This window comes from Nitrospiraceae bacterium (genome assembly GCA_021373015.1).
GTDB lineage: Bacteria > Nitrospirota > Thermodesulfovibrionia > Thermodesulfovibrionales > UBA1546 > JAJFTJ01.
In genome coordinates this window covers 274,926-300,076 of sequence record JAJFTJ010000005.1, presented here as the reverse complement: position 1 = coordinate 300,076, position 25,151 = coordinate 274,926, and the positions used below count along the sequence as shown (strand labels likewise).

Annotated in this window: 27 protein-coding genes; 1 reads left to right on the top strand and 26 read right to left on the bottom strand. The window is 36.6% G+C overall.

The window, feature by feature from the left end; translation table 11 throughout:
- Nucleotides 1–17 precede the first annotated feature (17 nt).
- Nucleotides 18–1,127: a DUF362 domain-containing protein gene (locus tag LLF28_02840; GenBank protein MCE5194383.1), complete on the top strand. Its 1,110-nt coding sequence runs from the start codon at nt 18–20 to the stop codon at nt 1,125–1,127.
- A 91-nt stretch (nt 1,128–1,218) separates the two neighbouring features.
- On the opposite strand, the gene LLF28_02835 is transcribed toward LLF28_02840, so the two are convergent.
- The 26 genes from LLF28_02835 to LLF28_02710 form a co-directional block, all read right to left on the bottom strand.
- Complete coding sequence (locus LLF28_02835; GenBank protein ID MCE5194382.1) at nt 1,219–1,710, bottom strand: DUF2726 domain-containing protein; 492 nt, start codon at nt 1,708–1,710, stop codon at nt 1,219–1,221.
- Nucleotides 1,707–2,138, bottom strand: coding sequence for a hypothetical protein (locus LLF28_02830; GenBank protein MCE5194381.1), 432 nt, complete (start codon nt 2,136–2,138; stop codon nt 1,707–1,709). The genes LLF28_02835 and LLF28_02830 overlap by 4 nt, the downstream gene beginning before the upstream one ends.
- Before the next feature lie 614 nt (nt 2,139–2,752).
- Complete coding sequence (locus tag LLF28_02825) at nt 2,753–3,661, bottom strand: zonular occludens toxin domain-containing protein (GenBank protein MCE5194380.1); 909 nt, start codon at nt 3,659–3,661, stop codon at nt 2,753–2,755.
- A gap of 268 nt (nt 3,662–3,929) precedes the next feature.
- Entirely contained in the window at nt 3,930–5,237 is a 1,308-nt protein-coding gene (locus tag LLF28_02820; GenBank protein MCE5194379.1) for a hypothetical protein, read from the bottom strand.
- Nucleotides 5,216–5,590: a hypothetical protein gene (locus LLF28_02815; protein MCE5194378.1), complete on the bottom strand. Its 375-nt coding sequence runs from the start codon at nt 5,588–5,590 to the stop codon at nt 5,216–5,218. Before LLF28_02815 ends, LLF28_02820 begins: the two co-directional genes overlap by 22 nt.
- Nucleotides 5,587–5,937, bottom strand: coding sequence for a hypothetical protein (locus LLF28_02810; protein MCE5194377.1), 351 nt, complete (start codon nt 5,935–5,937; stop codon nt 5,587–5,589). The genes LLF28_02815 and LLF28_02810 overlap by 4 nt, the downstream gene beginning before the upstream one ends.
- A 372-nt stretch (nt 5,938–6,309) precedes the next feature.
- Nucleotides 6,310–6,732 (bottom strand): hypothetical protein, encoded by a 423-nt coding sequence (locus LLF28_02805; GenBank protein ID MCE5194376.1) that lies wholly within the window; start codon nt 6,730–6,732, stop codon nt 6,310–6,312.
- A gap of 6 nt (nt 6,733–6,738) precedes the next feature.
- Nucleotides 6,739–6,936, bottom strand: a complete 198-nt coding sequence (locus LLF28_02800; protein MCE5194375.1) for a hypothetical protein — start codon at nt 6,934–6,936, stop codon at nt 6,739–6,741.
- 210 nt (nt 6,937–7,146) lie between these two features.
- Nucleotides 7,147–7,557 (bottom strand): hypothetical protein, encoded by a 411-nt coding sequence (locus LLF28_02795; protein MCE5194374.1) that lies wholly within the window; start codon nt 7,555–7,557, stop codon nt 7,147–7,149.
- 193 nt (nt 7,558–7,750) lie between these two features.
- Nucleotides 7,751–8,992, bottom strand: coding sequence for a tRNA (N(6)-L-threonylcarbamoyladenosine(37)-C(2))-methylthiotransferase MtaB (gene mtaB / locus LLF28_02790; GenBank protein ID MCE5194373.1), 1,242 nt, complete (start codon nt 8,990–8,992; stop codon nt 7,751–7,753).
- Nucleotides 8,993–10,288, bottom strand: coding sequence for a tRNA (N6-isopentenyl adenosine(37)-C2)-methylthiotransferase MiaB (gene miaB / locus LLF28_02785; protein MCE5194372.1), 1,296 nt, complete (start codon nt 10,286–10,288; stop codon nt 8,993–8,995).
- A 49-nt stretch (nt 10,289–10,337) separates the two neighbouring features.
- The gene (locus tag LLF28_02780) at nt 10,338–10,994 is read right to left on the bottom strand and encodes a metal-dependent transcriptional regulator (protein ID MCE5194371.1); all 657 of its coding nucleotides are present in this window, start codon (nt 10,992–10,994) and stop codon (nt 10,338–10,340) included.
- Nucleotides 10,995–11,005: 11 nt separating this feature from the next.
- Entirely contained in the window at nt 11,006–11,626 is a 621-nt protein-coding gene (locus tag LLF28_02775) for a ribonuclease HII (protein ID MCE5194370.1), read from the bottom strand.
- A 2-nt stretch (nt 11,627–11,628) separates the two neighbouring features.
- A complete protein-coding gene (rplS, locus tag LLF28_02770) occupies nt 11,629–11,988 on the bottom strand; it encodes a 50S ribosomal protein L19 (protein ID MCE5194369.1) in 360 nt (119 codons plus the stop codon).
- Nucleotides 11,989–11,990: 2 nt separating this feature from the next.
- Nucleotides 11,991–12,722, bottom strand: coding sequence for a tRNA (guanosine(37)-N1)-methyltransferase TrmD (gene trmD / locus LLF28_02765; protein ID MCE5194368.1), 732 nt, complete (start codon nt 12,720–12,722; stop codon nt 11,991–11,993).
- A gap of 20 nt (nt 12,723–12,742) precedes the next feature.
- Nucleotides 12,743–13,660 (bottom strand): tetratricopeptide repeat protein, encoded by a 918-nt coding sequence (locus LLF28_02760; GenBank protein MCE5194367.1) that lies wholly within the window; start codon nt 13,658–13,660, stop codon nt 12,743–12,745.
- The gene (locus LLF28_02755) at nt 13,653–14,480 is read right to left on the bottom strand and encodes an MlaD family protein (protein ID MCE5194366.1); all 828 of its coding nucleotides are present in this window, start codon (nt 14,478–14,480) and stop codon (nt 13,653–13,655) included. Before LLF28_02755 ends, LLF28_02760 begins: the two co-directional genes overlap by 8 nt.
- Entirely contained in the window at nt 14,467–15,087 is a 621-nt protein-coding gene (locus LLF28_02750; protein MCE5194365.1) for an ATP-binding cassette domain-containing protein, read from the bottom strand. Before LLF28_02750 ends, LLF28_02755 begins: the two co-directional genes overlap by 14 nt.
- A gap of 32 nt (nt 15,088–15,119) precedes the next feature.
- Nucleotides 15,120–15,875, bottom strand: a complete 756-nt coding sequence (locus LLF28_02745) for an ABC transporter permease (protein MCE5194364.1) — start codon at nt 15,873–15,875, stop codon at nt 15,120–15,122.
- 17 nt (nt 15,876–15,892) lie between these two features.
- Nucleotides 15,893–16,753 carry a DUF4384 domain-containing protein gene (locus tag LLF28_02740; protein ID MCE5194363.1) on the bottom strand — a complete coding sequence of 287 codons (861 nt, stop codon included), beginning with the start codon at nt 16,751–16,753 and terminating at the stop codon, nt 15,893–15,895.
- Between the two features lie 20 nt (nt 16,754–16,773).
- Nucleotides 16,774–19,932 carry a CHAT domain-containing protein gene (locus LLF28_02735; protein ID MCE5194362.1) on the bottom strand — a complete coding sequence of 1,053 codons (3,159 nt, stop codon included), beginning with the start codon at nt 19,930–19,932 and terminating at the stop codon, nt 16,774–16,776.
- A 40-nt stretch (nt 19,933–19,972) separates the two neighbouring features.
- The gene (locus LLF28_02730; protein MCE5194361.1) at nt 19,973–21,598 is read right to left on the bottom strand and encodes a mucoidy inhibitor MuiA family protein; all 1,626 of its coding nucleotides are present in this window, start codon (nt 21,596–21,598) and stop codon (nt 19,973–19,975) included.
- Nucleotides 21,599–21,691: 93 nt separating this feature from the next.
- Nucleotides 21,692–22,015 (bottom strand): hypothetical protein, encoded by a 324-nt coding sequence (locus LLF28_02725; protein ID MCE5194360.1) that lies wholly within the window; start codon nt 22,013–22,015, stop codon nt 21,692–21,694.
- Entirely contained in the window at nt 22,005–22,370 is a 366-nt protein-coding gene (locus tag LLF28_02720) for a hypothetical protein (protein MCE5194359.1), read from the bottom strand. The genes LLF28_02725 and LLF28_02720 overlap by 11 nt, the downstream gene beginning before the upstream one ends.
- 21 nt (nt 22,371–22,391) lie before the next feature.
- Entirely contained in the window at nt 22,392–22,781 is a 390-nt protein-coding gene (locus LLF28_02715) for a hypothetical protein (protein MCE5194358.1), read from the bottom strand.
- 76 nt (nt 22,782–22,857) lie between these two features.
- A complete protein-coding gene (locus LLF28_02710) occupies nt 22,858–25,137 on the bottom strand; it encodes a DUF799 family lipoprotein (GenBank protein ID MCE5194357.1) in 2,280 nt (759 codons plus the stop codon).
- Nucleotides 25,138–25,151 lie beyond the last annotated feature (14 nt).

Sequence of the window (25,151 nt, the reverse complement as noted above, 5' to 3'; positions counted from 1 at the left end):
TTTAAATCGAGGTTAGAATGTCAAAGGTTTACTTTGTATCAGCAAGATCAAAAAAATGGCAATATAACAATAGCATGCCAGGAAAACTTGAACAATTACTTGAAGAAATTAAACTGATGAAATATTTTGAAAAAAATGAGTGGGTTGCTGTTAAAACTCATTTTGGGTCTGAAGGTGCACACAGGATTATCAGGCCGATTTTTTTGAGGAAAGTTGTAGAAAAACTAAAGGCAAATGGTGCAAAACCTTTTATTGTTGACACGGTTAGGATTAAAGGGCTTGATTACCTCGAAGTTGCAAATCAGAATGGTATAAATCACTTATCTGTAGGTGCGCCTGTGATTCTTGGAGACGGACTTTATGGATATGACAACATTATGGTAAAAGCAGGCACAATTCTTGGCGAGATAGCTGTTGCAAGTGTTATTCATGATGTTCCTGCTATGGTAGTCTGTTCACATGTAAAAGGACATATTCAGGCTGGTTATGGCGGTGCAATAAAGAATGTAGCAATGGGCGGTGTCAGCTCCTCTCATCGCCATAGCGGCTGGAAGTGTGGAAGAGGTGCAATGCACACCATAGGAGAAGGCCGATTAGCATGGGATTCTGGTAAATGCACATTATGCTATCAGTGTCAGGATATATGCCCATTACAGCTGATTGAGTTCAAGGATGAATTGTTTACCTATAAAACGATTGATTGCTGGAGATGCGGACGGTGTACTCGAGTTTGTCCTGCTGGGGCTTTGAAATTACCTGAAGATGACAAAAGATTCATGGCAGCGCTCGCAGAATCAGCGAAAGCTGTCTTAAGCACATTCAAGCCAGGAAAGGTTTTATATATAAATTTTTTAACCGAGATACAGCCTGAATGTGATTGCATGCCAACAGCTGATGTGCCGGTTATGCAGGATCAAGGGATACTGATATCCGATGACATTGTTGCAATAGAGCAGGCAACAATTGATTTGCTATTAAAGGCTAAGCCTCTTCCTGAGTCAGCCATTGAAGGTTCTGATGCAGCGGATATCCTGTTTGCGCTTTCTGAGAAGCCTTATAAGCTACAGATTGAGAATGCTGAAAGGCTGGGGCTTGGCAGCAGTAGATATGAGCTCGTAACTCTATGATCAATCCTATCCTATAATTTAACATAATATATCAAATCAGAAAATGTCAATAAAAAAAACACAAAAAACCTATTAAATATTTTTATAGACGCTATATTACTGGCTTATTCAAAATGCTCATTATTTTTACATTTATTTGCTTTGAATCATATACACGCTTTGCAGGAAAAACTAACAAAGGGAGCTTTGCAGACTGCAAAACAGAAGAAAGAAATTCATCACGCTTTTTTCTATCAAACGACAAATGACTAGAATCATTGAGCTCAACAGCAAGACAAGGAGAAATATTTTTAATATCACATAAAATAAAATCAAGATGCTTTGCTTTTATTTTATTAAACGCAACAAGACTTTTGCCTTTAGGCGATACTACATCAAGCAAACGAACTTTAACAAAAACAACATAAGGCAAACCAGAAAGAGAAGAAAGAAGAGACTCATAAAAAGAGAGTTCAGCTTTTGACAACAAAGAACCACGACAAAAATAAGAATCTAATTTCACAACCCCAAGACGAGAACGATAAAAAAAGTAAAGCAAAACAAAAAGAAAAAAAACAAACAAAAAAACTAGCGAAGAATTCATATCAACCCCCCATTCGAATTTGAATTAAAAACAACTTCCCATAATTTACGAGGATAGTATATATAACACCGCCCACGCTTGTAAACATTATCCTCATAAAGAAAAGCACGCCCGCGATACCAGTAATAATCAAAAAGCTCAGAAACAGAGCCAAAAAACTGAACAGCCTTACAAAGAGCAGATAAAGATTGACGATAAAAAGCCTCTATTCGTGAACTGCCTATACGGCGCATTGCCGAATCAAGACCAAGAGCCTTGCCTACATACTTCATAAGATAACCGACTGAAAGAGATTTAACATGGCGTATATCAGCATTGCCATGTTTCCAGTAACTTTGTATCTTTAAAATATCTTCTTTCGTAAACTCTGTCTCATATTCAAAAGCCATGATTATATGCCAGTGCAAAACCTTATCGCCATACCTCATCAAACGCTTTTCCTGTATCTCTGCTGTCCAAATATAAATCAAAGAACCATAACGCTTACGCATACAATTAAAAAAATGATTTAAAAAACGAGGAGAATAGGACTCTCGCCTCTGAGTTAAGGTTATATGTTTAACAACCTTATTAGAAGAAAATTTTATCTTGTTCAGAAACCCTTTAGAAATTCTGTCATACCTTGCCTTAGATAAATCAACCTCAAACTCCTCACCGGTCTCTTTATGCCGTAAACGCAAGAACTGAGACGAAGCAAATAAACTTTTACGAGACATCACAACCCCCCGAAAAACAAAGATATTCAGTAAAAATACAAAAAATTGGTATGACTTATATAACATATATTACTAAATCCCTTTCTTAGGGCTACCAGAAGCAAATCAAGAGCTTGAAGCGTTAAAGACTGCCTATATGCCCCAAAAGAACCGCATACAAAGCCGTCAAGTTCTCTTTTAGCGTGGTTGCCCTTAAGGGGTGTCTTGTTATGGCTTGTCGAGAATGAGAGGCTCCTACAAAGAATAACGCAGTCGAGGATAGGGCAGGGAGAGGCAGCGCGGAGCTAGCGCAAACCGCTTGCTGCCTCTGGTACTGCCACACTATCTTAATTAGATTTATTTTCATCAGGAGACAAATAACTTTTAAAAGTTATACCACCGACCTCCTTGTTAATTAAACGACGAGAAAAAGGTTTGATATAATTCAAATCAGGCGGATAATACATATCAATAAAATTTTTGTATTGAGAATAGAAAGTAAAAAAAGAACAAGAAAGACAAGGATCCTTTAAAGAAGTAAACCAAAGATGAGGAGAGGGAAGATTTTTATCAGTCAAAAGCTGCTTAGTATCATAAAATTTTACATACACACCGCCAAACCTTACAATTCCTGCACCGACAAAAACAGTTTTGCCTTCTGTTTCCATGCCCTTGTTAGCCCATCGTTTAACAAGTAAACCAAGATTAGGAAAAAGACGAAGACCAAAAGGAGCAAAATGACGAAGGTTCTTAAGCTCATAGGATATATCAGCCAATTCTCTCATTTGCCTATCAACAGCACCCCGAAGCTGAGAGACAATAATTATATCAAAGCCAAGTTTTCTTGACATTGAAAAAAACTGAACAAGACGCATGCTTGTATCCTTCCATTGCCTCGCGTTCAAATCAAGATGAATTTCATCCCAAATAAAAAGACGAGAGGATTCTTGAGCTGAGCCCAAAGAGAAACACAACTCAACTGCTGTATCAAGAGTAGAAGAATAAATATATCTAGAGCTATAAGATTTAGCAAGGAACAAACGAAACAAACGAAGCGTAGGCATAGGCGAAAGAAAAAATTTTACAAAAGAAAACAACCCCTTTGAAACATACTGAGCGAGGACATAATCCCAAAAATCAACAAGGCGAATATTTGTATAAACCACCTTGTCAGTGTAAATGAGAGTATCAATAATTTTTGTAACAGCCCAAAGAGTTTTCCCAGAACCGAGACGACCAACAACATGAACAACCATGTTTAACCCCCTTTTGTTTTTATTTTTAAAAACTCAAAAAGACCAGATACCAAACATCATGCCAGTGCAGTTTGAAGCAACCTAAACGATCTGGCTAAGCCGTTTTAAACTTTTTTTTTTGTATTTTTGGCTTTTCAACCCAGCAAGCAAGAAAAAGATACTTACCAGACTCAAAACCTTCACACTTAAATTTACGTTTTCTTTCAAAACAACTCAAACATCTTGCATCTAGCTTTTTTATCATTTCATAACCCCTTTAATTTTTTTATCATGTACATACCGGACCACCACCACCACCACCGCCTATTATTCCGCCAATGCCAAGAACACGAAGAAGAAAACGCACAAGACAAAAAACAAGATAAAGTAACAAAAACATCCTAAACCAAGACAAATCAGGAAAAGTCAACTCTATAGCTCCAAAAAAAGGTACAGATAATACAAAGGGTACAAAATCATCTGGGGAAAAATCGAAAAAATCAGAAATCCAAAAAAGAACAGAAAAAGGAAAAGCAGAATTAAGATTATTAATAACATCATCAAAAGAGGATGAGTCAAAAAAAGGATTGCAACCAGAAGAACAACTAAAATAAAAAGGACTAATATCATTCTCGGAAATAATAGAAGGTGGCAAAAAATAGGAATAATTAAAAGAATAACGCAGACCTATATCAACAACCAAACTTTCAACGTGGGTTATGTCCTGCAACTCCACAAAAGTAGTCTCATCAGTTTCAATATCATATTTTTCTACTTTAATAACTGAATGAGGATTACTAAAACATTCTTCTTCTACTTCTTGACCATCATAAAAAAATTTATGCTCGAAAGTTAGCAAAACCTTGCCTGCCTCCACACCCTCACAAGTAGTAAAATAATTAAACCTATATTCAACAGGCTTTGTCTCAGGGTTACACTCCGAGCCATACACCTCACAAGAGCCAAGAGTATTAACACAAGGAAGACAACTGCAATCAGACGGACTGAAATATGAGCCAGAAGAACAAGAGAAAGGCACACAGGGTATTGGATCAGGTTTATAACCTGTCAATACACCTGCAAAAACATTAAACATCTTACTGCAAGAGCCATTTTGATTTTTATACCCAACAGCACAATCGGAAGAATAAAACAAAACAGAGTCTGTAACCATCTTAAAAGATTGAGTAGCCATCTTTTGATAACCGTCACATTGAGGAAAAGAAGCAGACAAAAAAGCATCTATATCAGACATAGGATAAGTACCAGTATCACCTGCATAAGGAAAAAGACGAAAAATAAACTTCCCATTTGTTGGAGTTTGCATATAAGTAGTAAAATTCAAAGCAACAACGACAGGCACTCTGTAGACCAATCCATAATAATTAAAATCATCAATACGAAAAGGAAAAGACGAAGAACCCTGAAAGGTAGAGTCGTAAGAAAAAGATGAACCCTTCCAAAACAAAGTGTAATCAGTAGGAAACGAAGTAGGCGAAAAATTAAAATATGGAGTGCAATCTTCTGCAAAAGAAACAGAAGACAAAAAAGATATTAAAATAAAAATAATTATCTTTATTTTAAGATCTTTAACCAACGAAGTATCACCCTTCCAACCCAAAAAGAAGAATAAAAAGCAATGAAATATTTTATGAGAGTAGCACCTTCTGAAATTGGCAAGAAATAAGCTGCATATTGAATAAACATAAAATCAGAAATATGAAACGAAGGAGGCTGATATTGTGGAAGCAAATTAAGCAAACCAGACAGGAAAGAATTCAATTGACCTGCCAACTGATTTAAAAAATCAAAAAAAGCAGTAATAATCAAACAAACAAAATCACTTAAATATGCAGAGAAAAAATCAGAAATCCACTGAAAAGCATCCGAGACGCTAAAGCAACCAGGAAGAAGAAACAAACAAAGACAAAGAACAATTATTTTTTTCATATTACATACTCCAGAAGATGTCTAACAATTTGAAAGATAAGTAAAGCTATAAGAGCAATACGAAGAAAAGTAAAAAAAACATCAAAGACACCAAGAGACAAAAAAGAAAAGGGACGAATTGTTAATCCTGTCATTGTTAGCTCAACCTCAGAAAGAGATATGGGCTCAACAGCAGACATTTCATCCAAAAAATTATATGCAACTGCCACAAGATTAATAGGAAAAGATGAACGAAATTGAGACATCAAATCGTCAAACCCAGAAGGATTGAACTCTGCAGAACATTCAGCACTCGCAAGAACAGGAACAAACAAAAACAACAATAAGAAAAAAGAAAAAAATTTCACAATAACCCCCTTTAGATTTTTACTTCCCTCTGAACGTAAAGAAAAAACACGAACAGAGGGAAGAATTTAAACTACTTTGTTATCTTGCGTATAAGTCTCCACGCAAGAGGAATACCCACTACTAGCCCGATAAGGATAGTAAAAGCAGGCAAACCTGTTGTTATCTGGCTCGATATACCAGCAGCTATCTCTGTCCAGTCCATACAAACCCCCTTTCTAAAATTTTTCACGAACACAAAGTATCCGTGTTTTAGCGCTAAAACTTATGTTAAAAGTGTTTTTGCAATCCGAATTACAACAAAAGCGCCAAGCAAAATAGCGCCGATTTTTACAAAACCCCAAAAACCTAAAAGTAGAATATCCATAAACCCCCTAAGAAAATATTTTATAAAGAAAAAGACAAAACAACATGGCACACGAAGCACCAACGCAATACAGCAAAATATTTGGTGATGAAGACTCAGAAACACAAGACAAAGCCGTTAATGCATAAGAATTCCAAGCAACATCTGTACCATATGAAACTTTCAAAATATGATTTATTGAATCGCCACGAAGATTAACAATAAAATTTGTAGAAGGAAAAACAATAACCGTTTTTGAGACACTTGAAGTTGTAAAATACATTTCATATCTATTAGAAGTTAAATTAACAAGACGAAAAGAACCAACAGATTGACCATTTAAAGGACAAGTAAAATCATAAAAACCAGAAGAAGGTAAAGAATAAGAAATAGTGGGCAAGCATAGCAAAAACAAAACAACGGACGAGAATAAAGATCTATACTTACCCACTTTAGATTATACCTCCACTGCGAACTGAACCCGAACGTTTGCAAAAGCAACAATGTCAGTATTAACTGGAACTGGTTTTTTCGTCAGAAGAAACACAACATCTGAACCAGTACCGTCAGGACGAGAACACAAAACATTTGCAAAACTACCACCTTTCTTTGTGCTACCAGTAGAAATAACTTTTCCCTTAATCTCAACTTTCATAAACCCCCTTTAAATCTTTTTTTTTTTTTACTTTCAACATTCCTCGAAGAAGAATGATTAAGCCTAAAAGTAACAGTGCCAGAAGGACACAAAAGACATGTCAAATCACCTGACCTACCGAATAGGTGATTACCACGAAAAGAAGAAAACTGAAAACCACCAGAAGTAAGTATCTTTTCAACATTTTGTTGACTTTCAGATAATGAAAATTTATATTTCTGATTTATTCTCATTCTCAACCTCTGATAAATTGTTAAGACAACTTTTTAAATAAAAAAAGTTCGCAACAGGCTCAACAAAATAACCACGAGACTTAACAAAAGAAACAAGTTCAGCATCCGAAAATGGAGAAGGGCTATAAACTCGGTAACCTTTAACTGTCAGATATTCCATAACATAACCCAATGAATGTACATCAGATACCTGCTGAGGCTCATTAACAGGCAAAGAAGGCAAAGGATAAAGACGATTAAGCATTTTTAGAACATGACCTATAAACTGCGGTGATAAATCCAAACCCTCAAGAACATCCCGAAAATCAAGACGTGTAAACTTTGCAACCAATTTATCAGAATCATATAAAACATAATGCTTTCCTGTGTTTTCCAATCTCAAAGCCACGGAAGAACCCCCTTTTTAAAAGATTAATCACATTTAACATAATATATCTTATCAGACATAGGGTTTAAACACAAACTGTTGATAAGCTGTTATTAAACACGGTAAAAACCACTTCTATGCTAAGTCATTGCTGGGGTTGTACGGTTTTGATTGAGTTTTAGGCAGTTAAAAAATCTTTTAATATCAAATAGTTTCAGATGATTATTGGGCTTCCAAAAAGCGTATTGTTTTTTACTCCTTCTACCCTGACTAATAGCAAGGTTCCGCAGAGATTTGTATTTATCGGTATATGAATTTTCAAGTAATTACTTGTTGTGCCAATGCACTTATCATTGTAAGTTTTATTTTCAATGAGAGTTTGCAGTGTTTTTCCAATTTGGGAAGTCATATACTTTGATTTTTTTTGCTTGTTGAGTTCATTTAATTTTTGTACACGGGTTTTTTTAACAGTAGATATAATTTTATCTGGCATGATTGATGCCTTTGTGTTTGGACGTTCTGAAAAAGGGAAGATGTGGATATAAGAAAATGGCAATTGCTCAAGCATATCATGGGTTTCATGAAATTCTGATTCCAATTCTCCCGGAAACCCGACTATAACATCTGTCCCAATAGAAATGCCCGTGAATTTTTTGTAAATAATCTCTATTTTTTCTCTAAAGTGCTCTGGTGTATATTGTCTGTTCATGAGGCGCAATGTTTTTTTGCTGCCGCTTTGTAATGGTATATGCAGATGATTACATATCCTCGAATCTTGCATTAATTCAATCAGTGGCTCATCCAGTTCATTGATTTCTAATGAACTCAAGCGAATTCTGTTAATTTTAGAGCCATTTAGTATTTTTGTCAGCAGGTCTGACAATCTCATGTGTTCATTGAAGTCTTTTCCATACATGCCAAGATGAATACCAGTAAGTACAATTTCTTTGTAACCAGATGCTACAGCATTATTGATCTGTTTTAATATGGTTTCTGGTTCAATGCTTCTAGAAGAGCCCCTAGCCATTGGAATGGAGCAATAACTGCATGAATTATTGCATCCGTCTTGAACCTTAACAAAGAATCTGCTTCTGGAACATGTTTCATAATCTAAAGCATTATATAACATATTAGGAGACAATATGCTTATAATATCAAGCTTTTTTCTGTTTTGAATCACTGCCTCTACGCCTTTCATTTCTTTGACTAACGCCTCATTTAGTTCAGAGTAACAGCCTGTTACATATACTCTTGCCCCTGCCCTGTTAGCCTTTCTAATTAACTGTCTTGAATGATAATCGCTTTTTAAAGTGACTGTGCATGTATTGATGACGCAAATATCAGGGCTGTTGGAAATATTTACTATTTCATGTCCGGTTTTTTTTAGAGCACTTTCGATCATACTGCTTTCAGTCTGATTTACCTTACATCCGAGGGTCAATACTGAAATTTTCATTTACACCTTAAGTATTGCTTTAAGCGAGTGTTTCAATGCTTTTGTTATTTCGACATTAATAATTTTACCTGCTAAAGATCTATCACCTTGGAAATTAACTATCTTATTTGATCTTGTTCGTGCAATCATATTTTCACTCACAACATTATATGTTTCTTCAACAAGCGCTTCCTGAATTGTTCCTACAAGAGATTTATTTTTTTTCAAAGTTATCTTGTCCTGAAGCTCAAGTATCTGATACAGCCTTTCGGATTTTATATTATCTGGAACATGCTTATCCATTTCTGATGCTTTTGTGCCATGTCTTGTTGAGAAGTTGAAAGCAAAAATACCATCGTATTCAATGTTCTTAAGGGCATTCATCGTTGCAGCATGATCTTCATCTGTTTCTGAAGGAAACCCGGCAATTATATCTGTTGTAATAGATATTTCAGGGATAGTTGTCTTGAGTTTATTGATTTTAGCCATATATTCTTCAAAAGAATAACCCCTGTTCATTAACTTTAATATCCTGCTTGACCCGGATTGCAGGGGCAGATGTAAGTGTTCACAAACTTTTGGCAGCTCTTTAATGCACAATATAAGGTTGTCTGAAAGATCTCTGGGATGTGATGTTACAAATCTTATTCTTTCTATTCCCGAAATCAAATCTATCTTTTTAAGAAGTTCTGGAAAATCAAGATCGCTTTTGTATGAATTAACATTCTGTCCTAAAAGTGTAATCTCCTTTACACCATTTTCAGCTAAAGAAGATATCTCTGTTAAGATGTTTTTGCTTGGCCTGCTTTTCTCCCTGCCCCTTGTGTACGGAACAATACAGTAACTGCAAAAATTGTTGCAGCCATACATTATAGAAACCCATGATCTGTACTTGTCGTTTCTTGATACAGGAAGGTCTGTGTATTCGATTTCAGGATTATCTTCAATCGAAATTACCGGTCCATTTGTTTTTATTATTTCTTTTAATTTTTGAATGTTTTGCGGACCAAATACATAATCTACATGTGAATTATTTTTTGATAATGTCTTGCCATGCTGTTGCGCCATACATCCAGCTACAGCAATTTTAAGCCCTGGATTCCTTTTTTTTAGATTCTTCATCCTGCCAAGTTCGCTTCTGAATTTCTGCTCAGCTTTTTCCCTTATACTGCAAGTGTTAAATATCACAATATCTGCATCTCTAGGCGCTTCTGTAAGTTTATACCCTTCTTCCAGAAGAAGGCCTGCCATCTTCTCAGAATCATGAACATTCATTTGACAGCCAAATGTGTGGATATAGACTTTTTTATCAGACATAAATGAAATTTAACATGTAGACATTACTCTAGGCAAGTTTCTGAATGTTCTAAGTAGTTTTTTTGACAAAAATCTCTTTTGCAATTTCAGGATCAACAGCTATTGTCGCCTCATCAATCTGTATAACATAGGATGGTTTTTTCTGTAAAAGCTTAATAATGCTTCCTGCTGATATCCCCATAGAGCTCAGTTTGTTTAACCTTGATGTCTCAGCTGAGACGATAAACACAATCCTTCCTTTTACCCCGACTTCAAAATCAGTCAGCCTTACAACAAGAGGTTCAATCTCAATCTTGTATTTTTTGCAGCATTCACCTCTTGGAATTGGCTTTCCATGAGGACATTTAGGCGGATGCCCTAAAAAAGTGCATACTCTTTCTGTCAGATTTTCACTTAATATATGCTCCATTTTACAGGCATCTGCCTCAATAGATTTTTCAGGCAATTCAAATACTTCCGTGAAAAGCTGTTCAGCCAGCCTGTGTCTTCTTATAAGGTCTTTTGCAAGCTTGCGGCCTTCTTCAGTCAGCTTAAGTCCATGATCATCTATCACAATAAGTAGTTTCTGTTTTTTTAATTCAGCCAATAATTCCTCAAAATTTTCATCGTCTGAACTCAGCTTAAATCTGTTGAAGTCAGGCTTTTTCTCCTCTTCAAGCAGCCAGAGAAGCTCAAGCGCTTCGTCTATTCTTTCTTGTGATACCATAAATCCCTTTTTTAAATTTGATTAAACGGCAATATTAATGACATTACTTTGTCAAAACTTTTTCTGTGTATTGGACATGGCCCATAATGCTGTAAGCTGTCTAGATGTTCTTTTGTCCCATATCCTTTGTGTTTTTCAAAGCCGTATTGTGGATATAGCTGGTGATACTGCTGCATTAATCTGTCCCTTACAAACTTAGCAATGATCGAGGCAGCTGCGATTGATGCACTCAGGGATTCTCCTTTTATTGGAGATAGCTGCTGAATGTTCACCTTTGGCAATTTTACTGCATCAATTAAAAGAAAATCAGGTCTGTCTAAGAGATCCTCAACTGCATTTTCCATGGCTAGTTTTGTTGCTTTAAGAATATTCATTCTATCTATTTTGTCAGCCTCAACTATTCCAACTCCAACATCAAGGCAGGAACTCAAAACCTCATAAAACAATGTTTGTCTTTCTTTTTCAGGAACTTTCTTTGAATCTCTTAACCCGTTTATTCTGGTTTTAACTGAAAGAACCACTGCAGATGCTACAACCGGCCCTGCGAGTGGTCCTCTTCCTGCTTCATCTATCCCTGCAATTATTGCGAACCCCTTTTTTCTGTAGGATTCATCATATTCGTAGAGATTCATCCCTACTCTTCTTTTGAAATTTCTCTTTCTTTTTCTTTTATTTTTGTTCCCTTGCCTTTTTTGCCTCGAAGATAATAAAGCTTTGCCCTGCGCACAGAACCCTGCCTAATCACCTCTATATTGTCTATGATTGGCGAATAAAGCGGGAATATCCTCTCGACTCCAACACCGAATGAGATTTTTCTTACAATAAATGTTTCTTTTGTGCCGCTTCCGCGTCTTGAGATAACAACACCTTCAAAAGGCTGGAGCCTTTCTTTATCGCCCTCAATAACTTTTACCATGATCTTTACTGTATCACCAACGCGAAATTTTGGCATTTCCTTCATATAGCTTTGTTCAACAGTATCAACAAGATTCATTTTTATTCCTCCCTTATCTCTGACAACAATTTATGATCTTCTTCTTTTAGTGATATCTTTTTAATGAGGTCAGGTCTTTTAAATAAGGTCTGCCTCAATGCCTCTTTTCTTCTCCAAAGCGATATATCCCTGTGGTTTCCTGAAAGAAGTACATCAGGGACATCATGACCACGGAATTCAGGTGGTCTTGTATAATGAGGATAATCTAGTATTCCCCAACTAAATGACTCTTCTTCTGTTGAGCGTTCATCTCCCAACACTCCTGGAATAAGCCTCGCAAAGCTGTCTATTATAACTAAAGCAGGCAATTCTCCGCCAGTTAAAATATAATCCCCTATCGATATTTCATCATCAACAAGCATTTTTCTAACCCTCTCATCAATGGCTTCATATCTTCCGCATATAAAAATAAGAGATGCACTGTCTTTAGACATTGAGAGGGCTATATTTTGGTCAAGTACTGTTCCCTGAGGGCTTAGCATTATAGTACGCCTTGGTATGCCGTCAGCTTTTATTGCCTCAACAGCTTTGAAAAAAGGTTCTGGTTTCATAACCATTCCTGCTCCGCCGCCATAAGGATAGTCATCAACTGTTTTGTGTTTGTCATCAGTAAAGTCACGCAAATTATGCACTTTAATAGATATAATTTTTTTCTCAATGCCTTTTTTTATAACACCTGTATTAAAATATGAATGAAATATTTCTGGAAATATAGTGATTATGTCTATCTTCATTTTGCCCTTGAGAGAAGACCTTATTTTATTTTTTGCTGCAGGATAGTTTTTTCTTTAAGCAGTTTTTCTGCATTTACCTTATCCCCTGATTTCTCATAGACAGAGGTTAATGCATCGATCGCTATTATCGTGCCTTCCATGTCACCAGCATTTCTACTTACTTCATATGCACGGATGAAATAACTTTTTGAATCTTTTAATTCTCCCTGTCTGAAACATAACTCTCCAAGGCTTCTTAGCGTAAGAGCTATCTTTTTGCTGTCGCCTATTTTTTTATCTATTTCCAGTGCATTTTCGTAAAGTTTTCTGGATTCGCTGTAATTTTTCTTGATCATATTCAAATCTGCAAGCAGACGAAGAGAATTGGATTCTTCTTTTGCCTGATTATTGCTTATATTAAGCTTGAGCGCTGTGCCAGCATACAAAAAAGCTTCGTCGTATTTACTTTCAATCAAGGCGATTCTTGAAAGGATATTCCACCTGCTTCCTTCTCTTGTTCCTTTGTGAAGAGATAACGATTTTTTTGCATATTCTCTTGCCTCAGCAAGTTTTATTTCTTTAAGATAAAGCCTTGCATTTTCAAAAAGTGCTTCTGACATTGTTGCGTCATTGATTCCCTGAAGCGCAAAAATATCGTTTATATATTTATGCGCTTCTGCTGTATCTCCTTTTTTAGAATAAAGAACCGCGATGTTTAACATATTAACTGCTGTTCCATCTGTGTTCTCGATGGAACGATTCAATTTTAAAGCTTCCAGATTATAATTTAACGCTTTTTCGTAATCACCCTTTTCAGCGGCCTTAAGTCCCTTTTGGTTATATTCGATTGCCTTTGTATGAACAACAGGAAGAGTTTGGATTTGCTGTCCGCCACAGGCATAAAGAGAAAAATATATAGATGTAATTAGCAATAAAAACAGCAATTGTTTTCTATTCATAGCTATCACCATATATCTGTTTGTTTTTGGGTTCTTCGATGAACAACCTGATAGGCCATATCTGTTTCAGTGATCTCACGACCTCGTCTGTGCCGTCAAGTGCGTCTTCTGTCTTGCTCATGACCGCAGGTATTTTTGGAGAAGATTTATCAACTGCGTCTTTAAGTTTGGCTGTTGTTTTTTCGAGATTGTCCATTGTTCTGTCAAGTTTTGCCATTGCAGGAGTAATATTTGATATTGCCTTATCAACATTCGCTCTGGTATTTAACAATCCTGATGAAAGTGTTTTTAGATTGCTGATTGTTTTTTTCAGATCTCCTTGCGGGTCGTTTATATAAACAAGTATATTTTTTATTTCACCTATTAGCGGCTTTACTTCTTCAAGAATTTCCTCAACGCCCTTCCCTTTCTCAAATTGTATGGATGAATCATTCTGTATAATTGGTTTATCCATACTGCCAACGGTAATGGCAATAATGCTCTCGCCTATTAAGCCTTCTTTCCCAAGAAGCGCTTTTGAGTCTTGTCGAATCCATTTTTGATATTTTTTATTAATTGTCAAGACAACTTTAACTTTTGCGTTCTCATCAAGCGAGAGTTCCTGTATCTTGCCAATTTTAAAGCCAGACAGCTTAACAGGCATTCCTTCAAAAAATCCTGTGCCTTTTTCCACAGTGAGATGTATCCTGAATGTTTTTGTGAATATGCCACTTTCCATGCCGATAAAAATAAGCGTGGCAATAATCCCTATGACAGCGATTGCAAAGAACAACACTGCTTTTCTGCCAAGATTAATAAACCGAGGATCAGTCTCTTTCATCAAATCTCCCGTTTTTCAGGATATGAATTTTTGATGGGCTTATGTCTCTGAGAGATGTTTTGTCTGAAGCAAGAAATAAGGATGCCCTCCCCTCTTTCTCGAAATGAAATGAAGACACAAGATTATGCACCTTTTCTCTGACATTCTGACTCAACCCATCAAATATAGAGTCATATATTATAAGTTCAGGCTCCGTAAGCATTGCCCTTACAAGTCCTGCAAGACGTTTCTTGTACAATGGAAGCGGTCCGGGAAGTATTGTGATTTCTTCATCATATCCTGCTTGCTCCAGGAGTTTCATCATTTTTTGTTCTGAATACAGATGAGATTCAGGTGAATGATAGGAAACAGGCAACATGATGTTCTCACCTACTTTCAGATTACTTATTAGCCCGCCATTTTCAAAAACTACTCCCATCATTTGCCTTACCTCATTGAGCTCATTGTCTGAAATTATTGATAAATCTTTTCCTAAAATATATATTTTGCCTGAATCAGGTTTTACAAATCCTGTCAAGAGCTGGAGCAGAAGACTCTTATCAAAACCTGTTTCTGTGACAACAGCACAGATGTCGCCTCTTGAGACTGAATAATCTGCACATTCCAATAGCCCCTTCAGGCTTACACATTCAATTTTTATCATATGAAAAATATAAAAGTTATTATACCATCAAAAATAAATACAAGAAACAGGCTCTGTATCGTCGCCCTGGTTGTAGCCTGTGGTATCTGGGTAATGCTTTTTTTTACTTTAAATCCTTCATAGCAACTGACTAATGAAATCAGCAGACCAAAAAAAAGGCTTTTAATAAGTGAGACAGTCAGATCATTCATACTGAGAGATGACAGTATGCCTTTCACAAATTGTTCAAACGGCACACCCCAGAAAACTGAAGTTATAGTTATGCTTCCCAAGATGGCTGCAAACTCAAAATAGAAGGTAAGCATTACTGACGACAACGTCAAGGCTGCGACTCTTGGCAAGATGAGATAACGCACAGGGTCTATTCCCATAGTTTCAATGTTTTCTATTTCGCCCTGCACATTCATCGCTCCAAGCTCCGATGAGACTGCAGTCACGCTGCGGGCAATAATAATTATTGCAGCCAGTAAAGGACCCAGTTCTCTGACTACGACCCAGACAAGTATTTTACCGGTAAGCACAGCGCTTCCCAATCCAACGAGACTTGTTATCTGAGTGATTATAACAATGCCAATGAGTATCCCGATTATCATCATTTTTCTGAATGTTTCTATCCCGCCAAAATAAATTTGTTTTAGAAAGACTGATCGAACAGCATCAACCTTTAAATAAGGGAGATTTTTGAACACATAAAAAAGAAGCCCTAGCGGTTCAGTAAAGGTATCAAATAATCCGGAATATTTTATTTTCATTTATGCATTTAAGAAAATTATTTCGTTGTTTTCAAAAATACCGCTGTTTCTGAAAATTCAGCAGGGATTTGCTGTTTATTGCCTGTTGGTTTTTCCTTCAGAACAACTCCGCGTGTTTTGATCCCAACTATCCCCGATCTGGTTTTTATATCATACACTCCGCTTAGCGGCTCTACATCAATCTCTCCTAATTGTGATGTGCTTGCATAAACAATAATGTTTTCCTTGCCAAATGGAGGCGCTACCTCGAGTTCAAACTTGTCTTCCCCAGAGGGTATTTCATAAACAACCCCGCCGTTAAAATAATTATTTTCCCTATGAGGGTTAGGCAAAAGCTGGACAAGTTTGCCGGCTGCATCCTTATAAACAACTCTTGCGTAAAAAGGTTTGTTGCTTTTTATATAAACCTTCATTTTTTCGCCCTGTTTGTATTCTTTTTTCTCAGACCACATTTTAATATATAGCGGAACAGAAGGATCATCAGTTATCAAACTGTCTTTTGAAATTTTTTCCAATGCTTTTTCATCGGGTATTATCTCTGCCTTGATCTTTATGTTCAGGCAGTCACCCATAGCGTCGTCTTTATACCACTTTTTCTCAAGTTCCTGGATTATTTTTACATTTGCATTTGCATAGGCAGCCACAATGTCTTTTTCGAGTTCAAAGTTTTTAACATGTGTCTCGCTTTTTATATAAGTTGTTGTTTTTTCGACTGCCTTTTTCTTTGCATCTGTAAGAGCAGTCTGTTCTGTCTGTTTTCTTGACTTGTCCTCGCCCATACATGCATAGCCTTCAGACTCAGTTATTGTGGATTGAGCGGCATAAAGGCTTGATATATTGAACAACGCTAAAAACAATAAAACAAGCAATCTATGCATATATTCTCCTCCTAAAACTATTATTCTCCGTGCAGGATGAAAACTGCCCAGTAAAACGGATTGGGATATTTTTGTTTTATTTCTTTTCTCGTGAGTCTCAATGCTTCTGTGCTGCTCTTACCGGATTTTATATGCTTGTAGAAGCTCTCCATGTATTCGACCGTTTCTTTTGATGCTACTTCCCAGAGGCTCACAATAACACTTCTTGCTCCTGCGTGTTGAAATGCCCTTGCAAAATTTGAAACTCCTTCCCCTTCAATAATTTTCCCTTTGCCTGTGGAGCATGCAGAAAGCACTATCATGTTTGCATCAAAACCTAGTTCCAAAACCTCGGTTAAAGTCAGGAACCCGTCGTCATTGTCTTTATTTTCTACCTGGCCAAGAATTATAAAAGGCTCTGTAATGCCCTGCACTTTCCCTGGGAGGTCAGCGTGTGTGGCAAAATGAAGATAGCGGTAATCTTTTAACGCTACTTTTCTTAGATTTGTTTCATTCGCTGAAATATTCAGAAGTACATCAGGCGGTATAGGCTGAACATTAAAAAGCCTTGCAATTGTTTTTACTTCTGTTTCTGTTTCAGGAAGTGGCGGATACATGATTTCTTCCCACTTGCCTTCTGACCCGGTTTTTGGAAGAATTGTGATGCCTCTAAATGCGTATTGATTCAAATTCTGGGCAAGTAAAGATTTTTGCGGCTTGCCTTGTTTGTAAGCAACATAGCGCGGATCATTTTTTTCATAGACCGGGTTTGCTATGCCGAAGAAAATTTTATTTGCCTGGGATGGTTTTAACATTCGTGTAAGTGCAAGGGCTGTTGCAGACTGGGAATAAGTTGTCGTCCACTTGTCGCTTACATAAAGATGTTCTTTTAGATTGCTTCCTTCTTTAACAAGTAATGCTTCAAACGGCAAGAGTCCGAGAATACCATCCGGAACTATTATTAGCCTTTCAGTGTCTTTAATATTTTTTAATGCATCAGAGAGCAATAAATCATATAATTCCTTTGCTGATTTTGATGAAAAATCCAAAGGTCTGTTTGAAACAAAAGGTTCCAAAAATTGTTTCACCCTTCTTTCAAGTTCTTCTTTTGTAATTTTTATCTTGTGGACATTCTGGACTCCTTTGCTTTTCACCACAAATACAGTGGTTGTGTTATCTCCTATACTGAACTCCACCAGAACTTCCTTTTCTCTTAACTGCAGTTCTACAGGGGATAAAGGCCGCGGATACTTCAGGGCAGCATATCTAGGATAATCTCTTCGCAAAAGGGATATATGAGATTCTAATTTCCTTAAGACATCTTCTTTTTTCTGAGATAGTTTTTTTACTTCCTGTTCTCCTTGTGACAATGCCTTCTCCCAGTTTTTTTCTATCAAGCTGAGTTCTTCAAACAGTCCCTTTTCTTTTTTTCTAATGCTTTCCGGGATTTCAGATTCATCATATCCTTTTGAAGAATTAGCTATTGTTTCTAGGAGAGTTCGTGCCTTTGTAAGCTCTGCAAAATAAAAAGCAACAGAAGCAGGGTCTTTTCCGTATGCATTAAATACATCAGGCATCCTTGTCTTTTTCTCTGTCAGCTCTGAAAGCATATTAACAAGTTCCCTATGAGGCGTGAGGCGGCCAATATATCGGCTCCCACCAAAAAAACCTGTTTTTTCATTAATTGTTTGGCGCATCTCTTCTATTATCTTTGCAGCCTTTAGGAACTCTTGAGATGAATCATTAAGCACTCCCTTGCCTTTTAACACCATGCCCATCTGGACATGATAATCAAAATGACGGTTCATGCTATTTCTCCATGTTGGCGGGTTTTCCTGAATCAGTATCTGTGCTTCATTAAATCTGTTTGTCTCAAGATAAACCTGTATCAGGCCGGGATGAAGCAACACATTTGGCTTGATCCTTTCCTTCAGCATCATTCTTTCTAAAAATACATTTTCTGCATTTTTATATTTTTTTTGTTTGAGATAAACTGCGCCGATATTATTTAGCCTGAGAGCGATGGAATGAGGATTGTTTAATTGTCTGTCAATTTTCAAGGCATCATTTAGATAATTAATTGATTCATCGTACCTGCCAAGCTTAAAATAGAGCATGCCAATATTATTTAAAACATATGTTAGAGACATAGGCCTGTTTAATTTTTTTTCAAGAACAAGAGCATCATTAAGATATGCAAGCGCTTTGTCAAACATTCCTATGTCAGAATATTTATTGCCGATATTATTCAGCGCTGTGGCAATAGTCGGTTCATTCCGTAGATCTCTGCCTATCTTTAAAGCATTCTCATAATAGGAAACAGCTTTTTGATGCTGGTCTAGGTTGTCGTAAAGCGCGCCCATATTATTAAATGTAACTGACATTTCGAGATTGAAGTTGTTCTTTTTTTGTATCTCGAGTGCCTCCATATAATATGGAATAGATTTATCATATTTCATGAGGTCAGCATATGCATCGCCTATGTTTGTCAGAGTTATAGATATTTCCAGCTGGTTATTTATTTTTTTATTGATGGCAAGCGCCTCTTCGTAATAAGAGATGGGTTTATCATACTGACCGAGTTTTGCATAAACATTGCCTATCAGATTGAGATTTGCCGCCACCGCCTGTGTGTCTTTCAATTCCCTATTCAGCTTAATTGACTCATTGAAATACGACATCGCGTCTTGGTATTTTCCGAGAGAATTTAACGCTTTGCCTGAATGAAAAAGAACAATTGCCAGGCTTGTTTTATCGCCGAGTTCCCTGAAAATCCTTTCTGATTCTTTTAAAAAAATCAAAGACTTTTCGTATTGGTTGAATGTCTCTCTGTATATTGCTCCAACATTGAACAGATTGGTTGCAATACCGTCTTTATTGTTTCTCTGTCTTTCAATTTTCAAAGCCTCTTCATAATACGAAAGCGCTTTTTTATCATCGCCAAGCGCCTCATAACTCCTGCCGAGACCATTAAAGTTAGAGGATCTGCATTCAAGATCAGCCGCGCATAATGATAAAGATTTTTGATAATAAGAAAGAGCTTCATTATATTTTTTTGAATTGTATGCCTTTTCTCCAAGTTCCCAGAGTTTCTCAGCTTCTTTAGCATTATCAGCTGCAAAAGAGCTTTGTTGGATAATTAAAGTTATTGCAAGCATTAATAAAAGCGCTATTTTTCTAAAAATTGAATCTATTTTCATAAAAAATATTCTCCTGCTGAAATAAAAGATCAGTGTTTATTTATTCAAGTCCGATTATTTTTAGGTTTTGTGGATATTCGACATCGAATTTAACGGAAATATTTCTTTTTTCACCAGGATTGAGCTTCATATCCCAACTGATTATCCCGTCATTTGAGATCTTCGCCTCTTCTTTCTTGGGACTCTCAAGTTCTGTTTTTATCTGCTCGTTTCTTGATACTGGAAAATTATCATTGAGTGTTATATCAATAACCTTGCCTTTCCCGTTTATGACATCAATGGAATATTCATATTTTATCCTGGTATTTTTTGAAAATACGCCGGAAGCTTCAGTAAACTTCTTTTGGAGTTTTTTCTCGACTTTTATCCCTTCGTCAACGCCCAGCGAAAGGTTAATGGCCTCGTCAGGCACAATTGTTCTGTTGATGGACGAGGTGTTAACAAACCTTCCGTCAAGAAAAACATTCATTTCGCCAATCAACATGGGAAACGAGAATGGGTTTTGAGCGCTGGATTTGAGATATGCGTATTTTGATAATTTTGGCACTGCGTAATACTCAAATTTAGATTCTTTATTTGAAGCTGAAATAAGAAATTTATGAGGATTATTATCTGATGGTATATTTAACTTCCAAGGCATAATAAAACTGAATGATGTTGTTTCTGCTTTGACCTGAACTTCCTCAGGCATTTCAGAACCCTCTAGTTTCATTTCATCGAATTCTTTTGCGAGTTTCCCTTTTGTTGGAGCAAGAGATTTTTGATATTGAAGAGGTTTGTATTGATAGACATCAACATTCCATGCTGTAAGTTCAGGCAGTGTACTAAAAATAAATGGTTTGGCTGTTGAGATCTCTACGTTTGCATCTTTCCAATCTTCCCCTGTAGACTGGCTGATTAATGCAAAATAACTTATATCTATTTTTGATGAGTTGGAATCAGCCCTTACATCATATTGGGGGTGCCAGCCAGCCATAGTAACTATATAGGAAACAGCTATGTTTGCCTCTCTTGCATCATCTCCGGCATATAAATGAATGATTATGTCTTTGCTGTTTTCCTGTTCTGAATTTATATTTTTCAGCTCATTTTCAACTGACTTGCTTTCTTCGCGTAATTTTTTTTGTTTTACTTCTATCCTAGCTATCTTTTCGAGATTTTCAGAAATAGATTTTTCCATGAATTTCATATATGAGGAGAGATCAGTCAGTGTTGGTTTTTGATTCTGTGAGAATGGGATGACTTTTTTGACAAAATCAATTGAACTGTTCAAAGCAAGTATTTCGTCAGCATTTTTCTTTATAAGTTCATTTAGATTGTCCAGCCTGGCTCGAAGTTTCTGGGTTTTTTCTAGTTGTGTTTTGTGAAGATAGGTTCTTTCAACTTTTACATCAGTTATTTTTATATTAGACTTGCTTTTTGTGCTCACTTGCAAAGACTGATCGACCATGCCTGCAGTTACGCCTGTGATTACAATGATGTTCTCGCCTTTATTGACTGGGACAACAGATTCTTTTTTTATCATTGCCCTGTCGGAATAAACAATGATTCCCTTAATCTTAAATACAGGTGCGGTCTCAGCATTAGCTGAATGAATAAATCCTGATGATGCAAAAATAAAAGCAAGGATTAACAAAGCGTGTATTTGCAAAACTTTATTTTTCATGGTCTTCCTCCAAAAGAAAATTTTTTATATTTTAACATATACCAACAAACCAGCCTTGTGTATTTAATGAACTAAAAAAAGTCTCGAAAATAATTATCTGAATAATATTGGGGTGATTATAATTGCAAGTATTAAAACGCCAGCCGCAATTATCATTGTCATAATAAACCAGTGAGGTACAAAGGTTGTTCTTGGCTCTGGTTTTTCGGAAAGTGTTTTGTCTATGCTTTCAAACAACCTGCTCTTTCTTGCTAAAAACCTTATAAAAATTATGAGCGGAGACATACAAAACAATAATCCAAAACTTATAAAAAGCCATGCGCCGCTTATGTCTCCAGTCTTTATCGTCATGTATGCAAGATAAAAACTTGCTGTTGAGCATATGCCAGAAATAACTACAAAAAATTTATTTACCATTTTTTGCTGGCCGCATATTTGCAATATATATGTTAGCAATAAATCTGTTGGCTATTTTAAAAGGTTTATTAGGCGAGATCCCTGCTTCTTTAAAAGAATATGTAAGGCTGACTTCTTGCTGCATTGCCTTGCAGGAATCTATTTTTGTGCGAACAACAGTAAGAACATCGTTCTTCATTTCAAAAAGAAAATCGCCCTTATCTGTGCATCCTGAACCCACAACATTGATAGTGACCTCTTTTTTGCTGTAGTTTAACGAGATACCGATGAGATCTTCGACATCTCCTGCGTGTGTTATTGGCGCAATGAACAAAACCAAGATAAATACAAAAATTAAAGTCTTTAATGTTTTCATTGTTCTATTTTCCCTTTAAGTTTATTTTTTGTTTTCGACCGATGTCTTCATATCTATTTGTTTAACAAGCATATTGCAGTATGCACCACTCGCCCAATTGCCGATGCAGTTCATATCTCCAATTACCACAACATGCTGGTCTTTAAGTTTTTTGGTTTTTTCTTTTAAATTTACTGGCACAGTGAGCACGACAACATCTGTCGATGCTTCAGACTTAGAACCTTTTAATGTATAAACCAACTCGTCTGAACTCAGCCAATATCCTGTTTCATTAGGCTGAGGGAGAGGGGGGATTGTACCAAGGTGCAAGACTCCTGCAACAATCGCATCGTTCTGTGTTTCGGATGCAACAGGCAAAACATGAGATAAATTTAGCAATAAAAAAATTAAAACAAAAGCCGGCATTTTCATATTATTAATTTTCTCCTCTTTCTGGATGCAATTGAAATCATTAGAATCATAATCCTGCTTACTTATATTGGAGCTGCTATTTGCCTATTCTCTCAAGAAGGAACTTGACCTGTCTGTCTTCCGGGTTAAGCCTCAGAACTTCTTCGAATATTTTTTTCGCTTCAGCCTCATTGCCTTTCTGGTAATACATCATGCCAAGCGACTTATGTAAAATTGAATCTTTTGGAAATTTTTCAGCGCCTTCTTTTAAGTATTTAAGAGCCTTGTCATCTTCCTTCATTTCCTGATGGCAGACAGCAAGATAATAATATGTCTCAGCAGTTGGATTAGACTTTAAAGCTTCTTCAAAATATGTAACTGCCTTGCCGTAATTTCTCTGCCTGAAGTAATTCCCGGCTTCTATCAAAATCTCAGCTGATTTTTTCTGTCGTTCTTCCTGCGTCAATTTGGAATAAGGATTCGATACGGCATCCGCAATCTTGCCTTCGGGAAATTTATTTTCATAGGCTTTTGAAATTATTATCCCATTGGTTTTCATTTCATCAATATTTATAGAACCAAGATAATTTGCAGCAATTTTTATTTCTTGCTTGGAAGAAATATTTATATCGTTGTCAAAAATGTTGTTTTCTTTTATCTCACCAGAAAAACCGCTGACAGAAATCCCTTCTTTATTCTGGAATATATTATTCTGCGATAGTTTTGCATCTGTCTTTTGTAATTTCACGCCAACCATATTCCCTGAAATCACCGAACCTTTAACAGCTACGGACGGAGTACCGGATATATAGATACCTGTATCGCTTTCAGTAATCACAGAATTTTCAATCACCCCTTCCGTGTTTTGAAGTGAAATTGCAGTTACAGCATTTTTTATGCGGAGACCATTCAGTAAAACGTTTCCAGCCTCAATAAAAACTCCTTTCCATCTTTTTTCTCCCGATGATATAAACTCAACAGGTGAGTCTTTTCCGTTAATTATGATTTTCCCCTGTGATTTTAACGATGAATTTTCAGCAAATAGTATTCTTGTATCAGGTTCAATTGTAAGCATCAATCCTTTGGGCACTGACACATTCCCCTTAACAATGTAAATTCCGGAAAGCACGGTATCTTTCTTGATTTCACCTGAAATAACCACAGGTTCTTTGGAAATAATCATTGCCTTAACCGGATCGTGAACTTCTGATTCATTGCCAGTCTGGTCAGATGCTATTATTCTGTAATAATAAACAGTATCAGGCTTTGCATTTTTATCTTCAAATGTATTCAGCTCGATCTTTGCAAGCTCAACATATCCGCTTAACGGCTGTTCGCTTCTTAGAACAGCGTATCCTTTTAGGTCAGGAGTGTTTTTAACAGGTTCCCATGTGATTTCAATTCTGTCATGGAATCCTTTTGCCCTTGCACTTTTAACAGAAGGCGGAGGAGTTGTATCAAGAGTTACAAGCCCGGCTATGTCGATCCACTGGCTCTCAAGTCCGCCTGGTCTGTTGAGATATGCTACAAGCGGCATGTCAGCAGTATTGTCTCCAGGCATTACCGGATATTCTCCAATATAAATTCCGGGCTTTGTTTCTTTCATTAAAATATTTTTCTTAAAATTGCCGATATCAAACATAGCTACAGCTCCGGGTTCTCCTTCCAGCCCTACTCTTATTATTTTCCCTTTTCCAAAAGGGCTTTCTTTGGCATTTGTGAGAACTTCTTTTATTACAGGACGATCTTCTTTGCTTAAGCTTTTTGGTGAAGGGACTTTTTCGTTGAGTTTATAGGCGAGTTCATTTACCAGCCGTACCTGTTGGATCTCTCTTAGATTCATGGCAGCTGTAACAGCGCTCATTATTATGCCAAGAGGCGACATAGGGACACTGCCTTCGTGATAAGTGACGCTGTCTTTTATGCGAAATATTTCCTTGCCGGTTTTTACATTTATCATCCAGACCTCAGTCTCTATAGAAAGCTGTGAATATATTCCAACAAAGACTTTTTTAAAATCAGTCACGTTGCCGTAAACAAGACCGTCACAACCTATGGGCTGACATATATCAGGCGGTTTTATTTCCAGTATTGATTTACCTGTAGATTTTTCCAGATAAACAACTTTTTCATCAACTATCATGGGCTTTACATCTCTATATTGTTTTGAAGTAAAGTGATTATAAAAAGATTTTCTGACTTTATTCCCCAGACCGATTTCCTGTGTCTGATTCTGAAAGGGAAGGACTGCAACCATTTTCGGAAGCTCTGCATCTGCAATTGAAACAGTTTCCAGGCTGTCTTTTTTTATTTCTTGTGACGGGGCACAAGAGAATATGACCATTGACACTGAAAATACTAAAAATAGTTTCTTCAAGATGCACCCCCTGA

What these genes read in the sequence shown, in the direction of transcription:
- LLF28_02755 (MCE5194366.1), bottom strand. Translation starts at nt 14,480, where the DNA reads ATGAAAGAGACTGATCCTCGGTTTATTAATCTTGGCAGAAAAGCAGTG.
- LLF28_02760 (MCE5194367.1), bottom strand. Translation starts at nt 13,660, where the DNA reads ATGAATAGAAAACAATTGCTGTTTTTATTGCTAATTACATCTATATAT.
- LLF28_02835 (MCE5194382.1), bottom strand. Translation starts at nt 1,710, where the DNA reads ATGAATTCTTCGCTAGTTTTTTTGTTTGTTTTTTTTCTTTTTGTTTTG.
- LLF28_02720 (MCE5194359.1), bottom strand. Translation starts at nt 22,370, where the DNA reads ATGAAAACATTAAAGACTTTAATTTTTGTATTTATCTTGGTTTTGTTC.
- LLF28_02715 (MCE5194358.1), bottom strand. Translation starts at nt 22,781, where the DNA reads ATGAAAATGCCGGCTTTTGTTTTAATTTTTTTATTGCTAAATTTATCT.
- rplS (MCE5194369.1), bottom strand. Translation starts at nt 11,988, where the DNA reads ATGAATCTTGTTGATACTGTTGAACAAAGCTATATGAAGGAAATGCCA.
- LLF28_02740 (MCE5194363.1), bottom strand. Translation starts at nt 16,753, where the DNA reads ATGCATAGATTGCTTGTTTTATTGTTTTTAGCGTTGTTCAATATATCA.
- LLF28_02840 (MCE5194383.1), top strand. Translation starts at nt 18, where the DNA reads ATGTCAAAGGTTTACTTTGTATCAGCAAGATCAAAAAAATGGCAATAT.
- LLF28_02800 (MCE5194375.1), bottom strand. Translation starts at nt 6,936, where the DNA reads ATGAAAGTTGAGATTAAGGGAAAAGTTATTTCTACTGGTAGCACAAAG.
- mtaB (MCE5194373.1), bottom strand. Translation starts at nt 8,992, where the DNA reads ATGAAAATTTCAGTATTGACCCTCGGATGTAAGGTAAATCAGACTGAA.
- miaB (MCE5194372.1), bottom strand. Translation starts at nt 10,288, where the DNA reads ATGTCTGATAAAAAAGTCTATATCCACACATTTGGCTGTCAAATGAAT.
- LLF28_02735 (MCE5194362.1), bottom strand. Translation starts at nt 19,932, where the DNA reads ATGAAAATAGATTCAATTTTTAGAAAAATAGCGCTTTTATTAATGCTT.
- LLF28_02745 (MCE5194364.1), bottom strand. Translation starts at nt 15,875, where the DNA reads ATGAAAATAAAATATTCCGGATTATTTGATACCTTTACTGAACCGCTA.
- LLF28_02815 (MCE5194378.1), bottom strand. Translation starts at nt 5,590, where the DNA reads ATGAAAAAAATAATTGTTCTTTGTCTTTGTTTGTTTCTTCTTCCTGGT.
- LLF28_02780 (MCE5194371.1), bottom strand. Translation starts at nt 10,994, where the DNA reads ATGGTATCACAAGAAAGAATAGACGAAGCGCTTGAGCTTCTCTGGCTG.
- LLF28_02830 (MCE5194381.1), bottom strand. Translation starts at nt 2,138, where the DNA reads ATGAGGTATGGCGATAAGGTTTTGCACTGGCATATAATCATGGCTTTT.
- trmD (MCE5194368.1), bottom strand. Translation starts at nt 12,722, where the DNA reads ATGAAGATAGACATAATCACTATATTTCCAGAAATATTTCATTCATAT.
- LLF28_02825 (MCE5194380.1), bottom strand. Translation starts at nt 3,661, where the DNA reads ATGGTTGTTCATGTTGTTGGTCGTCTCGGTTCTGGGAAAACTCTTTGG.
- LLF28_02775 (MCE5194370.1), bottom strand. Translation starts at nt 11,626, where the DNA reads ATGAATCTCTACGAATATGATGAATCCTACAGAAAAAAGGGGTTCGCA.
- LLF28_02730 (MCE5194361.1), bottom strand. Translation starts at nt 21,598, where the DNA reads ATGAAAAATAAAGTTTTGCAAATACACGCTTTGTTAATCCTTGCTTTT.
- LLF28_02725 (MCE5194360.1), bottom strand. Translation starts at nt 22,015, where the DNA reads ATGGTAAATAAATTTTTTGTAGTTATTTCTGGCATATGCTCAACAGCA.